Here is a 16,047-nt window from a genome sequence, read left to right on the forward strand (position 1 = left end):
TCAATCTTGCCATGGGGCGCGCGGATTTATTCCCAGAAACGCCGGTAGCGGTGAGAGGGTTTAAGCGCGTCATAGACGAGCAGGCGTGGACAATTACTAAGGTGACCCATTCACTCAGCAATAGCGGCTATACGACGGCGCTAGAGCTAGAGGTTAAGCTTTCCGATGTGGAGTATGAAGAGGAAAGAAAGTAAGGTTGGTTTGTTAATAATTAATTGATGTTAAAAGAAAAAAGTCTAAAATCTCTTTATCAATGTTGAATGGTGGAGGTGATAAATTATGTTTCATTGCAATATCTGCGGAACTGCTGCACATGCTCGTTCAAGTCGTTATCTCAGCGAGAACACCAAGGAACGTTATCACCAGTGTCAGAACATCAATTGCAGTCATACATTTGTCACCATGGAAACCATTGAACGCACCATTATGAAACCCGGCCATGTGGTGCCGGTGATGCCTCACCCGACCCATTACGGCCAGCAAAGCATGTTGATGTAACAGAAACGAAAAAGCCCCGGAAATCCGGGGCTTTTTTTCGATGTGGTCAATGTGTGGACGGAACAGGAAATAAATCCTTTTATTTCAATGTTATAACTCTATTTTAAAGTCACCTGTCACTGACATTGCGGGGTTTTCTCCAATATTGACTGTCAAACGCAGTCTAAAAGTAGGCTCATAACCGCCAGCCAGGGATCAGCGATGCAGTAAGCGGGCAGGGCCCGACGACTGGGGTGGAACGATTCCTGTTGGCCGGTTATTACGCCGGATAACTGTTTTGTCGGATATCCATCAAGTATAGCTATCTGGCAAAACAGACTCGTGTTGAGTCAGGGAACTAGCATTTATTAAAAAGGCCGGAAAGATCCGGCCCCGGGGTTCAGCTTAACCACCGAGCGGGAAACCCCGCCCGGATGGGGCAATTACATCGACTGAGTGAAAGTACGGGTAATTACGTCTTGCTGTTGTTCTTTGGTCAGCGAGTTGAAGCGAACGGCATAACCGGATACGCGGATGGTCAGCTGAGGATATTTCTCAGGATCTTGCATCGCGTCCAGCAGCATTTCACGGTTCATCACGTTGACATTCAGGTGCTGACCGCCTTCGATAGAAGCTTCGTGGTGGAAGTAACCGTCCATCAGACCCGCCAGGTTGGCTTTACGCACGTCGTCGTCTTTACCCAGTGCGTTTGGCACGATGGAGAAGGTGTAGGAGATCCCATCCTTCGCATAGGCAAACGGCAATTTGGCTACGGAAGTCAGAGAGGCTACGGCACCTTTCTGGTCACGACCGTGCATTGGGTTAGCACCTGGACCGAATGGAGCGCCAGCACGGCGGCCATCTGGGGTGTTACCGGTTTTCTTGCCGTAAACCACGTTGGAAGTGATGGTCAGTACGGACTGAGTCGCTACAGCATTACGGTAGGTACGCAGTTTCTGAATTTTCTTCATGAAACGTTCTACCAGGTCACAGGCGATGTCATCAACACGAGCATCGTTGTTACCGAACTGCGGGTATTCACCTTCGATTTTGAAGTCTACGGCCAGGCCGTCTTCGTCACGGATGGTGGATACTTTAGCGTACTTGATAGCAGACAGGGAGTCAGCCGCAACAGACAGACCTGCAATGCCGCAAGCCATGGTGCGGTAAACGTCACGGTCATGCAGCGCCATCAGTGCAGCTTCATAGCTGTACTTGTCGTGCATGTAGTGAATGATGTTCAGCGCGGTCACGTACTGCTTGGCCAGCCAATCCATAAAGTGGTCCATACGTTCCATGACTTTGTCATAGTCCAGCACGGTATCCATCATTGGCGCTTCTTTCGGACCAACCTGGATTTTCATTTTTTCATCAACGCCGCCGTTGATGGCGTACAACATGGTTTTCGCCAGGTTGGCACGGGCACCGAAGAACTGCATTTGTTTGCCGACGATCATCGGGCTAACGCAACAGGCGATGGCGTAGTCATCGTTGTTGAAGTCAGGACGCATCAGGTCGTCGTTTTCATACTGTACGGAGGAGGTGTCGATAGACACTTTCGCTGCGTATTTTTTGAAGTTCAATGGCAGTTTTTCAGACCACAGGATGGTCATGTTCGGTTCCGGAGACGGCCCCATGGTGTACAGGGTGTTCAGGAAACGGAAGCTGTTTTTGGTGACCAGAGTACGGCCGTCAACGCCCATACCTGCCAGAGACTCAGTCGCCCAGATTGGGTCGCCGGAGAACAGCTCATCATACTCAGGAGTACGCAGGAAGCGCACCATACGCAGTTTCATCACCAGGTGGTCAATCAGTTCCTGCGCCTGTTCTTCGTTCAGTTTGCCTGCTTCGATATCGCGTTGGATGAACACGTCAAGGAAGGTAGACACGCGGCCGAAGGACATGGCTGCACCGTTCTGGGATTTCACTGCGGCCAGGTAGCCGAAGTAGGTCCACTGTACGGCTTCTTGCGCGGTGGTAGCCGGGTTAGAGATATCGCAACCGTATTTGGCCGCCATTTCTTTAATCTGGCCCAGAGCGCGATGCTGTTCAGCAATTTCTTCACGCAGCTGGATGGTCATTTCCAGATCTTCGCCGTTTTCCAGCTTGGTCTGCAGTGACTTGAACTGATTCAGTTTGTCGGCCATCAGGAAATCGATGCCGTACAGGGCTACGCGACGGTAGTCACCGATGATGCGGCCACGGCCATAAGCATCTGGCAGACCGGTCAGCACGCCGGATTTACGGCAGTTCAGAATGTCTTTGGTGTAAACATCGAATACACCCTGGTTGTGGGTTTTGCGGTATTCGGTGAACACTTTTTTCAGCTGTGGATCCAGTTCGCGGCCATAGACCTTACAAGAACCTTCTACCATTTTGATGCCGCCGAATGGGATCAGCGCACGTTTCAGAGGTGCATCAGTCTGCAAGCCAACGATGGTTTCCAGCTCTTTGGCAATGTAGCCAGCGTCGTGGGAAGTGATGGTAGCTGCAACGTTGGTGTCGAAATCAACTGGCGCATGGGTGCGGTTTTCCAGTTTGATCCCTTCCATAACCTTGTCCCACAGGGTGGAAGTGGCCTGAGTTGCGCCGGCCAGGAAGGATTCATCACCCTCGTAAGGAGTGTAGTTTTTCTGGATGAAGTCACGAACGTTGACCTCGTTCTGCCAGTCACCTTTACTGAAACCTTCCCAAGCTTTGGCTAACTTCTCGTTAAGTTCGGTCATTATACACCTACCTTTAATTGTGGAGTTCTAACTCGGCGCGCGGTAACTAACAGCTTAGTGCTGTTGTTCACCACCACGCAGATAAATTACCCAGTAAGTCAACCCAACCAGCAAACCGCCACCAATGATGTTGCCAATGGTGACTGGGATCAGGTTGTCGATGATAAAGTTGCTTACGGTCAGATGAGCAAACTGCTCAGGTGTTGCCCCTATGGCTTGCCAGAATTCTGGCGTGGCGAAGTTTTTAACCACGATACCCATAGGGATCATAAACATGTTGGCGATGCTGTGTTCGAAACCGCTGGCGACAAACATGCCGACCGGCAGGATCATGGCGAACATTTTGTCCATCAGGCTGCGGCCTGAGTAACTCATCCACACCGCCAGGCAGACCATCAGGTTAGCCAGAATGCCGAGGCAGACGGCCTCAACAAAAGTGTGATGCAGCTTGTGGTCAGCGGTTTGCAGGACGTTCAGGCCCCATTGGCCGTTGGCCACCATGTGTTCGCCAGAGAACCAGATGAGTGCCACAAAGAACAGTGCGCCAATCAGGTTACCGATATAGACATTCAGCCAGTTGGCACCCAACTGGCACCAGCTGATACGGCCGCTGGCCTTGGCGATGACAATCAGTACGGTAGAAGTGAACAGGTCGGCGCCCGAAACGACGACCAGCATTAACCCCAGGGAGAAACAGATGCCGCCGACCAATTTTGCCAGGCCGAAAGGCACACCGGCAGTGCCGGTAGTCGCTGTGATATAAAACACGAATGCGATTGAAATAAAGACACCGGCAGTGATCGCCAAATAAAACGTTTTCAGCGGATGCTTGGTGGCTTTGTACACACCTGCATCCTCAGCGATTTTCGCCGTTGCTGCAGGTAATATCAGATCGAAGGGGTTGTCAGCTTTCACACTAACTCTCGCTTTTAAGGGTTAAAACAACGCAATAAGATACTAGCAAAGCAGTATAGGGTAAAAATTGATTTGGATCATAAGGCGAGAAACTAAAGCGGCCAAAAACCAGATAAATCGCAAGGTTTATTGAGTTAACTAATTGAATTTTATTGTAAAACTATTTTTTAATGTTTGCAAAAAATTTTGAATAAACCATCCGAACATTCTCGTAAAGGTTAAATTTTCATGTATTTTGTCACTTTCCGACGGTCAGCGTTTAATTATCGGTTAATTATTATTTTACCGACCAGTAACAATTGCCGTTTTATTTGTCTTGTTTGCTGATAAGTGCGTAATTAAGCGAAAAAAATAAGCAGAAAAAACGCTTATTTAACCGTCTAAATAAGGTTTAGATCATTTGGAGAGAGGCGACAGGGGGTAATTTGAGTATTGCGCCGGCGATGGATCACCGGCGCAAAGGGACTGAGATTATGCCTGCGCCCAATAACGGCGTTTGGCGTTCTGCAGTTTTTCGTAGGCCGCTAACAGCGCCTGATGAGCCGGCAAGGCTTTCAGATCGTTATCGACTGCGAACAGGCCGTTAAAGCGCACTTCGCCGCTGATGGCCGCAGAGGCAGCATCCACCGCTTCCTGACCGTACATCTTCACGAAAGCAGTGTAGTACTGCGCCGGATCGCGTTCAGGTTCTTGTGTCAGTAACAGCAGCGTTTGCAGGCAACGGTAATAGTTGCTGCGTGCCGGGCTCAACACCGAAGCGTTGAAGTCTTGCGTCCATTCGGCCCAGATCAGCGCCTGGTCCATATCGCCACCGGCCAATGCCAGCATTGATTTCAACTCGCCCACGCGCAGGGTGTTCCAGGCGTTGTCTTTACCGGAGGCAATACCCAGCAGTTCGCGCACGCGGGTGAAATCGTCCAGGCCTTCGTCGTCAAAGCGTTCAATCAGCGCCAGATATTCCTGCGGCTCCCACTCACTGCCCGGCAGAGCCAACAGAAGATCACGCAGGTGCGCACCCATGCTGTTGTTGGCCAGCAGCAGGTCTTCCGCAGGGTAAATATCGGACATTCCCGGCACTATGATGCGGCAGGCGTACACGTCCAGATGCTCATAGTCGGCGATGTACACTTCCGCGCCTTCCTGGTCGAAAATGCTCATCAGGGTGGCGAACTCTTCCTGCGTGCTGCCGCTGAAGCTCCAGTCGACAAACGGGTAATCCGCATCCTGCTTGAACATATCCCAGGAGATCAAACCGCTGGAATCGATAAAGTGGGTTTCCAGGTTGGTGTGTTCTGCGACTTCTTCGTCGTCGAAGGTTGGCGCGGTGAACACATCCAGATCCTTCAGGCTACGGCCCTGCAGCAGTTCAGTCACAGTACGCTCAAGTGCCACGCCAAAATCAGGATGGGCACCGAACGAGGCGAAACAGGTGCCGTTAGCCGGGTTGAACAGCACAACGCAGATCACCGGGTAGTTGCCGCCCAGCGAGGCATCGTAAGAGAGGATCGGGAAACCTTCTTCTTCCAGCTTGGCGATAGCTTCCACCACGCCCGGATAGCGGTTCAATACTTCCGCCGGGATCTCCGGCAGGCTGATGGATTCGGCGATGATGCGGTTTTTCACATAGCGCTCGAACACTTCAGACAGGCCCTGTACGCGAGCTTCGTTGGCGGTGTTACCGGCAGACATGCCATTGGACACATAAAGGTTACCGATGATGTTCATCGGGATGTAAACCGTCTGCTGGTCTGACTGACGGGAGAATGGCAGGGCGCAAATGCCACGATCGCCATTACCGGACTGCAGGTCGATCAGATCGCTGGCGTTAACTTCCCGATCCGGATTATAGAATGCATGCAGACGATCATCGAGAATGCCGGCCGGCAGCGAATCATCGGCTGGGATCGGGAACCATTTCTCGTTCGGGTAATGCACGAAATCGCCTTCGGCAATCTGTTTGCCCAGATAGAAGTCGGCAAAGAAATAATTGGTAGAGAGACGTTCGAAGTATTCGCCCAAAGCGGAGGCCAGCGCAGCTTTTTTGCTGGCACCTTTACCGTTGGTGAAGCACAGCGGGCAATCGCGATCGCGGATGTGAACCGACCATACGTGTGGCACCGGGTTCAGCCAGGAGGCCTCTTCGATATTAAAACCCAGATCGCTTAATTTCTGTTGGAAACGGGCGATAGAGTCTTCCAGCGCGGCGTCTTTGCCAGGGATAAAAGTTTGCGTCATTGTCTTCACTTTTTGAGCGTACTAAAAACGCGCAATGATACGGGGTTTTACGCCCAAGCTCCATGTATTCCTAAATCGGTGGCAAAGTCACAGTTTTTTTGGGGATAAGGGCCATAATTCAGCGGGTTATCTATCATGGAGAAACCCAATGAAATCAGTGAAACTCAGCGCTGTGGCGCTCCTGCTGGCGGGCGCAAGCGGTTCTGCTCTGGCCTTGCCCACCATTACGCTGTTGGCGACCGGTGGCACCATCGCCGGTGGGGGCGAATCGGCGACAAAATCCAACTACACGGCGGGTAAGCTGGGCGTTGATGCCCTGGTGAATGCCGTGCCGGAGTTGAAAAACGTCGCCAATGTGCAGGGCGAACAGGTAGTGAACATCGGTTCGCAGGATATGAATGATGAGGTTTGGCTGAAGCTGGCGAAAAAAATCAACGCCGACTGCGCTAAAACTGATGGTTTTGTCATCACCCATGGCACCGACACGCTGGAAGAAACCGCCTACTTTCTTGATCTGACGGTAAAATGCGATAAGCCGGTGGTGATTGTCGGAGCGATGCGCCCAGCCACCGCGATGAGTGCCGACGGTCCGTTTAATCTGTATAACGCCGTAGTGACGGCAGCCGATCCGCAATCGGCGAAACGCGGGGTGCTGGTGGCGATGAACGACATCGTGCTGGATGGGCGCGACGTGACTAAAACCAATACCACTTCCGTACAGACTTTCCAGTCGCCCAACTTTGGCCCGCTTGGCTATATCCATAACGGCAAGGTTGATTACCAGCGCTCGCCGCAACGCAAACACACCACCGATACCCCGTTTGATGTCGCCAGTCTGACAGCGTTGCCCAAGGTCGGCATTATCTATAACTATGCCAACGCCTCCGATGCCCCGGCCAAAGCGCTGATTGCCGAAGGTTATCAGGGCATCGTCAGCGCCGGAGTCGGTAACGGTAATCTGTATAAAACGGTATTCGACACCCTGGCGACAGCCGCCCATAACGGGGTCGCCGTGGTGCGTTCCTCCAGAGTGCCCACTGGCGCGACCACCGAAGATGCCGAAGTGGATGATACCAAATTCGGTTTTGTTGCCGCCGGTACGCTGAATCCGCAAAAAGCGCGGATCCTGCTGCAACTGGCGCTGACTCAGACTAAAGACGCCAAACAAATTCAGCAGATGTTTAATCAATACTGAGTGTCTTTCCTTCATTCGGGGGCCTGCGTGCCCCCTAGCCATGTCGGCTGTATACAGCATAAAAAACCGCGTTAACCCACTGAATTGGCCGTTGTCACAGCGTTTTATTGCAAAAAATACCGGTGATTTGGCAGAGCCTGTTAGTGCAGGGTTTGCGTGTTTCCTTGCATCGGGTGAATAACCATTGCAGGAGGGGGGCGCGAGTGATAAAACCGAAGGATTAATTCGGGCGTATTTCGGTAGGCCAGTATCATTGGCGAATAGTGAATGTGGTGAGGGGAAATGACTCAGGTTTATAATTTTAGCTCTGGTCCGGCCATGCTGCCGGTTGAAGTTTTGCGTCGTGCGGAACAGGAGCTGTGCAACTGGCACGGTCTTGGCACCTCGGTGATGGAGATCAGCCATCGCAGTAAAGAATTTATCGAAGTCGCTCAGCAGTCCGAACAGGACCTGCGCGATCTGCTGAAAATCCCCTCCAACTATAAAGTTCTGTTCTGCCACGGTGGTGCCCGCGCGCAGTTTGCCGCGTTGCCTCTGAACCTGTTGGGTGACAAAACCACCGCAGACTATATCGACGGCGGTTACTGGGCACATAGCGCCATCACCGAAGCGAAAAAATACTGCACGCCAAACACCATCGACGTGAAAACTAACGTCGACGGCCTGCTCGGCATCAAACCGATGAAAGAGTGGCTGTTGAGCGATGACGCGGCCTACGTGCATTACTGTCCGAACGAAACCATCGACGGCGTGGCTATCGATGAGGTGCCTGACTTCGGCGATAAAGTGGTGATCGGCGATTACTCCTCCACTATTCTGTCCGGTCCGCTGGACGTTAGCCGTTTTGGCGTGATTTACGCCGGGGCGCAGAAAAATATTGGTCCGGCCGGTCTGACGCTGGTGATTGTACGTGAAGATCTGCTGGGTAAGGCGCGTCGTGAAGTGCCGTCGATCCTCGATTACACCGTGCTGGCCGAGAACGACTCCATGTTCAACACGCCGCCGACCTTTGCCTGGTATCTGTCCGGCCTGGTGTTCAAATGGCTGAAAGAGCAGGGTGGACTGGTGGAAATGCATAAACGTAACCAGGCCAAGGCCGAGTTGCTGTACGCGACCATCGATAATTCTGATTTCTACCGCAGCCGGGTGGCGCTTGCCAACCGTTCCTGGATGAACGTGCCGTTCCAGTTGGCGGAGCCTGCACTGGATAAGGTGTTCCTCAGCGAAGCAGAAGCCATTGGCCTGCAAGCGCTGAAAGGCCACCGAGTGGTTGGCGGCATGCGCGCTTCTATTTACAATGCAATGCCGCTGGCCGGTGTGAAGACATTAACCGACTTTATGGCCGACTTCGAACGTCGTCACGGTTAAGCCAGGTTGCCTGCCTTGAGCGGGCCGCCTCGCTGTTGTCCTTTTGAGTTAAAGCGGCTCCGGCATTTTTCCCGGGGCCGTTTCGTTTATCAGATTTTGGAGATTTTAGTTCACATGGTGGATTCCCTAACGTTACAACCGGTTGCCTTGGTTAATGGCACCGTCAACTTACCCGGTTCCAAGAGCGTGTCCAACCGTGCTCTGCTGCTGGCTGCGCTGGCGGAGGGAACGACGACGCTGACCAACCTGCTGGACAGTGACGACGTGCGCCATATGTTGAATGCGCTGCAGGCGCTGGGCGTGAACTATCAACTGTCAGACGATCGCACCACCTGTAAAGTTGAAGGTGTTGCCGGCCCGCTGGTGGCCAGCCAGCCGCTTGAACTGTTCCTCGGCAATGCCGGTACCGCGATGCGTCCCTTGGCGGCAGCGTTGTGCCTGGGCAGCAATGATGTGGTGTTGACCGGTGAGCCACGCATGAAAGAGCGTCCAATTGGTCATCTGGTAGATGCCCTGTGTCAGGGCGGCGCACAGATTGATTACCTGGAGCAGACCGATTATCCGCCATTGCGCCTGCGTGGGGGGTTCCGCGGCGGTGATGTGACCGTCGACGGCAGCGTTTCCAGTCAATTTCTGACCGCATTGCTGATGACGGCACCTTTGGCCGAACAGAACACCAATATCCATATCAAGGGTGAGCTGGTTTCCAAGCCGTACATTGATATCACGCTGCACCTGATGCGTACTTTCGGTGTTGAGGTCAGCCACGACAACTATCGCGTGTTCCACATCAGTGGCCGCCAAACCTACCGTTCTCCGGGCGACTACCTGGTGGAGGGCGATGCTTCTTCGGCTTCTTACTTCCTGGCGGCCGCGGCAATTAAGGGTGGCACCGTGCGTGTCACCGGCATCGGTAAGAAAAGCGTTCAGGGCGACACCAAATTTGCCGATGTACTGGAAAAAATGGGGGCACGCATTACCTGGGGCGATGACTATATTGAATGCAGCCGCGGTGAATTGCGTGGCATCGACATGGATATGAACCACATTCCTGATGCGGCGATGACCATTGCGACTGCGGCCCTGTTTGCCGAAGGCCCAACGACCATTCGTAATATCTATAACTGGCGGGTGAAAGAAACCGACCGTCTGGCTGCGATGGCGACAGAGTTGCGTAAAGTGGGCGCGGAAGTGGATGAAGGGGAAGACTATATTCACGTCGTACCGCCGGCCAAACTGAAATTTGCCGATATCGGTACCTACAATGACCACCGTATGGCGATGTGTTTCTCGCTGGTGGCGCTGTCGGATACTCCAGTGACCATTCTCGATCCGAAATGTACCGCGAAAACCTTCCCGGACTACTTCGAACAACTGGCACGCATCAGTCAATTGGCGTGATCCGCAGTCAGATACTTTCTTTTAAGGCCCTTAATTGGGCCTTTATTGTTTTTAACGCCTGTAGCCCGGTGCTGTCCGCTATACTTTTGCGCGGCCATACGCTTATTTTCAACAACCAGACGGTTCCAGGGTAACAGTTCGCCGTTAGGCAGCGTATAATGCGCCACCGTGACTGCCCCGATTGGGCGGGCGGCAGGGATGTTTTTAATTATGCTTTCGCATTGTGCTGGCGGCAGGTTATGTCCCTGTGAGGTTTTCTACCTGAAGGAGAGAGAAATGACGGCTACAGCCCCGGTGATAACCGTTGATGGACCAAGTGGCGCAGGCAAAGGCACGCTGTGTAAAGCGTTGGCCGAATCACTTGGTTGGCGCTTGCTGGATTCCGGTGCGATTTATCGCGTGCTGGCTTTGGCGGCGTTGCATCATCAGGTCGATATCACGTCTGAGGAGGCGCTGGTTCCACTGGCCGCACATCTCGATGTTCGCTTTATTGCCCTGGATGGCAAACTGCAGGTTATTTTGGAAGGTGAGGATGTCAGCAATGAAATCCGCACTGAAACCGTCGGCAATACCGCTTCACAGGCTGCGGCTTTCCCGCGTGTGCGTGAAGCCCTGTTGCGCCGCCAGCGGGCATTTCGTGAGGCCCCAGGCCTGATTGCCGATGGCCGCGACATGGGCACGGTGGTGTTCCCCGATGCCCCGGTCAAGATTTTCCTGGACGCCAGTTCTGAGGAGCGTGCGCACCGCCGCATGCTACAGTTGCAGGAAAAGGGCTTTAATGTTAACTTTGAACGTCTTTTAGCCGAGATAAAGGAACGGGACGACCGTGACCGTAATCGGCCTATCGCGCCACTGGTGCCTGCTTCTGATGCCCTCGTGCTGGATTCAACCAGCATGTCGATTGACGAAGTCATCCAGCGTGCGTTGACTTATGCACATGAAGTTTTAGCGTTGCCGCAGCAGTAAGCGCGGCGGCGCTATTGGCTTTTTGTCATATTTGTCATGGTAGTATCGAACTATATCGGGTAAAATTTTACCCCTGTAACCTAAACCCTGTCGGCATGGAGCCAATGGCGGGGTATGTGAAACAACCCCATTCGGCGGGATGCTAAATGGACGTTAAACTATAGAACCCTGAAGATTAAACATGACTGAATCTTTCGCTCAACTCTTTGAAGAATCCCTGAAAACAATCGAAACCCGTCCGGGTTCCATCGTCCGTGGCGTTGTAGTTGCTATCGACAAAGACGTAGTACTGGTTGACGCCGGTCTGAAATCTGAGTCTGCCATCCCGGCTGAGCAATTCAAAAACGCACAGGGCGAGCTGGAAATCCAGGTAGGCGACGAAGTTGATGTTGCGCTGGACGCTGTTGAAGATGGCTTCGGTGAAACTCTGCTGTCCCGTGAGAAAGCTAAGCGTCACGAAGCTTGGATCACGCTGGAAAAAGCTTACGAAGAAGCTGAAACTGTCGTCGGTGTTATCAACGGCAAAGTTAAGGGTGGCTTCACTGTAGAGCTGAATGGTATTCGTGCGTTCCTGCCAGGTTCCCTGGTTGACGTGCGTCCAGTACGTGACACTCTGCACCTGGAAGGCAAAGAGCTTGAGTTCAAAGTCATCAAGCTGGACCAGAAACGCAACAACGTTGTAGTTTCTCGCCGTGCGGTTATCGAATCAGAGAACAGCGCAGAACGTGATCAACTGCTGGAAAACCTGCAGGAAGGCATGGAAGTTAAAGGTATCGTTAAGAACCTCACTGACTACGGTGCATTCGTTGATCTGGGCGGCGTAGACGGCCTGCTGCACATCACTGATATGGCTTGGAAACGCGTTAAGCATCCGAGCGAAATCGTCAACGTTGGCGACGAAATCACTGTTAAAGTGCTGAAGTTCGACCGCGAGCGTACTCGTGTTTCCCTGGGCCTGAAGCAACTGGGCGAAGATCCATGGGTTGCTATCGCGAAACGTTACCCAGAAGGCACCAAGCTGACTGGTCGTGTAACCAACCTGACTGATTACGGCTGCTTCGTAGAAATCGAAGAAGGCGTTGAAGGTCTGGTACACGTTTCTGAAATGGATTGGACCAACAAAAACATCCATCCGTCCAAAGTTGTTAACGTGGGCGATGTAGTGGAAGTTATGGTTCTGGACATCGATGAAGAACGTCGTCGTATCTCCCTGGGTCTGAAGCAGTGCAAAAACAACCCATGGCAGCAGTTTGCAGAAACCCACAACAAGGGCGACCGCGTTGAAGGTAAAATCAAGTCTATCACTGACTTCGGTATCTTCATCGGCCTGGACGGCGGCATCGACGGCCTGGTTCACCTGTCTGACATCTCCTGGAACGTTGCAGGCGAAGAAGCAGTTCGTGAATACAAGAAAGGCGACGAAATCGCAGCGGTTGTTCTGCAAGTTGACGCAGAGCGCGAGCGTATCTCCCTGGGCGTGAAGCAGTTGGCTGAAGACCCGTTCAATAACTACCTGTCTATGAACAAGAAAGGTACTATTGTTACTGGTAAAGTCACTGCAGTTGACGCCAAAGGTGCTACAGTTGAATTAGCAGGCGGCGTAGAAGGTTACCTGCGTGCTTCTGAAGCCTCTCGCGACCGCATTGAAGATGCAACTCTGGTTCTGAATGTGGGTGACGACGTTGAAGCTAAATTCACCGGCGTTGACCGTAAGAACCGCGTAGTAAGCCTGTCCGTACGTGCTAAGGACGAAGCTGACGAGAAAGATGCAATTGCTACTGTTAATAGCGGCAGCAAGCAGGAAGAAAGCAACTTCTCTAACGCAATGGCTGAAGCTTTCAAAGCGGCTAAAGGCGAGTAATGACGGGGGGCGGTTTTTGACCGCCCCGATACGGTAGTTTAGCTGCAAAGCTTGGAGGAACTATGACCAAGTCTGAACTTATTGAAAGACTTGCTGGCCAGCAATCTCATGTACCGGCGAAAGCCGTTGAGGATGCAGTGAAAGAGATGCTAGAACATATGGCTGCAACGCTAGCCGATGGGGAACGCATCGAGATCCGCGGATTCGGCAGTTTTTCTCTTCACTACCGTGCTCCGCGTGTGGGCCGCAACCCGAAAACTGGTGATAAAGTTGAGTTGGACGGCAAGTACGTTCCTCACTTCAAGCCAGGCAAAGAGCTGCGTGACCGCGCCAATATCTATGGCTAGTCACTGACTACCCATAGAGTTGTTGCTTGTAAAGAAATATAAAACGGTGCCCTGGGGCGCCGTTTTTTTTGCCTGTTATTTACTGGCGCGGTCTCGGCGCTTCTTGCGAGCTACGCCGCAGCATGCGGTTGGCCGCGGTAACGGCCGCTATTATTGTGCGGAGGGGATCGCGTACTGTCAGATTGCAGATGGTGAGTATTGGCCAATGCGTAAACAATCCCGTGATGTTGGCAGCCTGAATAGCTGCCCGATACCGGGAGATCTCTTATCAAAACTTCGCTGGATTTGGCTGTAAGTGCAATTATCTGCGGTATTTTACCGCTGCTTTTCATGCCGTCCTTACCCGATGCGCGCCTCACTCTGTGGGTCACCTTACCTGTTTGTCTCTGCCTGTGGCGTAAGGGCAACGTAGGCCGATTTGTGGCATGTGGGGCATTGGGGTTTCTTTGGGCGGTATTTACTGCCGGAACCCTGGTTAATCAAATCAATCGCTTAAGTCAGGGGCCTGCAGTGAACGCGGTGGTTCAGGTGAGCAGTATTGCATTGGCTTCCGCGCCACGAAAGCAGACGGTTATGCGTATCGAACAGATTAATGGCCGCTGGCTGGTGCCCTCGATCGCTTTTTCTACCCACTGGCAACCAAAAGACCAGCCCCTGTGTGCCGGGCAACGCTGGCGATTGCACCTGCGCTTGCGACCGGTGCATGGCAGCTTAAATGAAGGGGGGTTTGACAGTCAGCGTTGGGCGATATCACGGCGCCAACCGCTGACGGCGCAGGTTAAGAGCGCGGTACTCTTGGATCAACGCTGTGGTTGGCGGCAACGCATGATCGGCTACGCAGAGAGCAATATGGGGATCCTTCGCTATAAAGCCGTGTTGCTCGCGTTGGCATTTGGAGAGAGGGCGGCGCTGGAACCGGCACTGCAGACCTTGATGTTGAAAACCGGCATTGCCCACCTGATGGCCATTTCGGGGCTGCACGTGGCGATGGTGGCTATTTTGATTTGGTCCTTGTTACGGGCTCTGCAGTTTTTTCTGCCGGCAAACCTGATTGGTTACCGTTTTCCACTGATCATCAGCTGTCTCGGCGCATTGGGCTATGTCTGGTTGGCTGGTGCGCATCCACCCGCGGTAAGAACCGGCCTGGCGCTGACACTGTGGATGTTGTTGCGTATACGCGGCATCTATTGCTCTTCCTGGCAAGTTTGGCTGTGGTGTATCGGGCTAATCCTGGTTTGTGATCCGCTGGCAGTGTTATCCGACAGTTTTTGGCTATCGGCCACGGCAGTGCTTTGCCTGATTTTTTGGTTTGAATGGGTGCCGCTACATCCCCGCTTTCGCTCGGGATGGTACTGGGCACCGCTACGTTGGCTGCATATTCAGTTTGGTATCACATTGCTATTAGTCCCCATGCAGGCCGGCTTGTTTCTTGGCCTGACGCTTACCTCCATTCCGGCCAATCTTTGGGCGGTGCCCCTGGTTTCACTGATAACGGTGCCACTGATCCTGCTGGCAGTGGTGGTGGGTATTTTCCCGATGTTGAGTGCGGGACTCTGGGGAGTAGCCGATCTTACCCTGGTAGGGGTGTTTACCCCATTACACTACCTGCAAAACGGTTGGGTCGATCTCGGCGCAGCTTCTCTGGTTGTCAGTCTTACCGGTTGGCTGTTGGTGATTTTTTGGCGTTTTCACTGGTGGTGGCGTTATGCATCGGTGCTGGCAACTTTGGCGGTGTGTGGCTTATTGTGGCGCGAAAGAGAGCCCACATACTCTTGGCGTGTAGACATGCTAGACGTTGGGCATGGTCTGGCGATGGTGGTTGAAAAGAACGGTCGGGCAATATTGTATGATACTGGCCCCCGTTGGGGGACAGAGAGTGCCGCTGGTCGGAATATTTTGCCGTTTCTTCACTGGCGAGGATTGCCTGTGGAGCAAATCATTATCAGTCACGATCACCTGGATCATATCGGTGGTCTTGAAGAGATGCGGCGGGCATTTCCGCAAGCGACCGTAAGAAGTCCACGTCTTGATGCAGGCCATTTACCCTGCGTGGCCGGGGAGCGCTGGCAATGGCAATCGTTACAGTTTCAAGTGTTGTGGCCGCCAAAGAGGGTAAAAATGGCAGGAAATGATGATTCATGCGTCATTCGTATTGATGATGGCAAATATAGCCTGTTGCTAACCGGGGATGCAGAAAAAAGGACGGAGGCACAGTTGGTACGGTATCAACGTCCTTTATTGAGCGCTACAGTGTTACAGGTACCGCATCATGGCAGTAAAACCTCGTCCACGCCGCCATTTTTGCGTGCGGTAGCGCCGAAGGCAGCAATAGCTTCGGCATCGCGTTACAATAAATGGCGTTTACCTGTGGTTAAAGTTGTCACCAGATATCTCGCAAATGACATCATATGGCGCGATACTTCGCGCTCTGGTCAGTTATCCGTACTTTTTTTCGACAACGATTGGCAAATTAAAGGCTTTCGTGAACAATTAATGCCCCGTTGGTACCATCAGCGGTTTGGCGTAGAGGGTGATAATGAGTAAAATGGGCCGCTA

The 16,047-nt window shown here is 52.7% G+C and carries 11 protein-coding genes and 1 pseudogene; 9 read left to right on the top strand and 3 right to left on the bottom strand.

Going from position 1 to position 16,047, the window contains the following annotated elements; translation table 11 throughout:
* Both F8R23_RS00005 and F8R23_RS00010 read left to right on the top strand, forming a co-directional pair.
* Nucleotides 1-194: pseudogene (locus F8R23_RS00005) on the top strand (phage late control D family protein); the annotation flags it as partial.
* Between the two features lie 85 nt (nucleotides 195-279).
* Entirely contained in the window at nucleotides 280-498 is a 219-nt protein-coding gene (locus tag F8R23_RS00010) for a DNA-binding transcriptional regulator (RefSeq protein ID WP_099061749.1), read from the top strand.
* A gap of 422 nt (nucleotides 499-920) precedes the next feature.
* On the opposite strand, the gene pflB is transcribed toward F8R23_RS00010, so the two are convergent.
* The 3 genes from pflB to ycaO all read right to left on the bottom strand — a co-directional run bounded on the left by pflB (nucleotide 921) and on the right by ycaO (nucleotide 6,353).
* On the bottom strand, nucleotides 921-3,203 hold the full coding sequence (gene pflB / locus F8R23_RS00015) for a formate C-acetyltransferase (protein ID WP_112350316.1): 2,283 nt from the start codon (nucleotides 3,201-3,203) through the stop codon (nucleotides 921-923).
* Nucleotides 3,204-3,257: 54 nt separating this feature from the next.
* The gene (focA, locus tag F8R23_RS00020; protein WP_099061747.1) at nucleotides 3,258-4,118 is read right to left on the bottom strand and encodes a formate transporter FocA; all 861 of its coding nucleotides are present in this window, start codon (nucleotides 4,116-4,118) and stop codon (nucleotides 3,258-3,260) included.
* Nucleotides 4,119-4,589: 471 nt separating this feature from the next.
* The gene (gene ycaO / locus F8R23_RS00025) at nucleotides 4,590-6,353 is read right to left on the bottom strand and encodes a 30S ribosomal protein S12 methylthiotransferase accessory factor YcaO (protein WP_129935052.1); all 1,764 of its coding nucleotides are present in this window, start codon (nucleotides 6,351-6,353) and stop codon (nucleotides 4,590-4,592) included.
* 148 nt (nucleotides 6,354-6,501) lie between these two features.
* On the opposite strand from ycaO, the gene ansB reads away from it, so the two are divergent.
* The 7 genes from ansB to F8R23_RS00060 all read left to right on the top strand — a co-directional run bounded on the left by ansB (nucleotide 6,502) and on the right by F8R23_RS00060 (nucleotide 16,035).
* Nucleotides 6,502-7,548 carry an L-asparaginase 2 gene (gene ansB, locus F8R23_RS00030; RefSeq protein WP_112350318.1) on the top strand — a complete coding sequence of 349 codons (1,047 nt, stop codon included), beginning with the start codon at nucleotides 6,502-6,504 and terminating at the stop codon, nucleotides 7,546-7,548.
* 282 nt (nucleotides 7,549-7,830) lie between these two features.
* The gene (serC, locus tag F8R23_RS00035) at nucleotides 7,831-8,916 is read left to right on the top strand and encodes a 3-phosphoserine/phosphohydroxythreonine transaminase (RefSeq protein WP_112350319.1); all 1,086 of its coding nucleotides are present in this window, start codon (nucleotides 7,831-7,833) and stop codon (nucleotides 8,914-8,916) included.
* A 114-nt stretch (nucleotides 8,917-9,030) separates the two neighbouring features.
* On the top strand, nucleotides 9,031-10,317 hold the full coding sequence (gene aroA, locus F8R23_RS00040) for a 3-phosphoshikimate 1-carboxyvinyltransferase (protein WP_129935051.1): 1,287 nt from the start codon (nucleotides 9,031-9,033) through the stop codon (nucleotides 10,315-10,317).
* 276 nt (nucleotides 10,318-10,593) lie between these two features.
* Nucleotides 10,594-11,283: a (d)CMP kinase gene (gene cmk, locus F8R23_RS00045; RefSeq protein WP_085116071.1), complete on the top strand. Its 690-nt coding sequence runs from the start codon at nucleotides 10,594-10,596 to the stop codon at nucleotides 11,281-11,283.
* Between the two features lie 181 nt (nucleotides 11,284-11,464).
* On the top strand, nucleotides 11,465-13,144 hold the full coding sequence (gene rpsA / locus F8R23_RS00050; protein ID WP_099061742.1) for a 30S ribosomal protein S1: 1,680 nt from the start codon (nucleotides 11,465-11,467) through the stop codon (nucleotides 13,142-13,144).
* A 62-nt stretch (nucleotides 13,145-13,206) separates the two neighbouring features.
* Nucleotides 13,207-13,491 carry an integration host factor subunit beta gene (ihfB, locus tag F8R23_RS00055; RefSeq protein WP_004942652.1) on the top strand — a complete coding sequence of 95 codons (285 nt, stop codon included), beginning with the start codon at nucleotides 13,207-13,209 and terminating at the stop codon, nucleotides 13,489-13,491.
* 279 nt (nucleotides 13,492-13,770) lie between these two features.
* Nucleotides 13,771-16,035 (top strand): ComEC family protein, encoded by a 2,265-nt coding sequence (locus F8R23_RS00060; protein WP_211369068.1) that lies wholly within the window; start codon nucleotides 13,771-13,773, stop codon nucleotides 16,033-16,035.
* Nucleotides 16,036-16,047: the final 12 nt, after the last annotated feature.

The organism is Serratia proteamaculans (assembly GCF_008830365.1).
GTDB lineage: Bacteria > Pseudomonadota > Gammaproteobacteria > Enterobacterales > Enterobacteriaceae > Serratia > Serratia proteamaculans.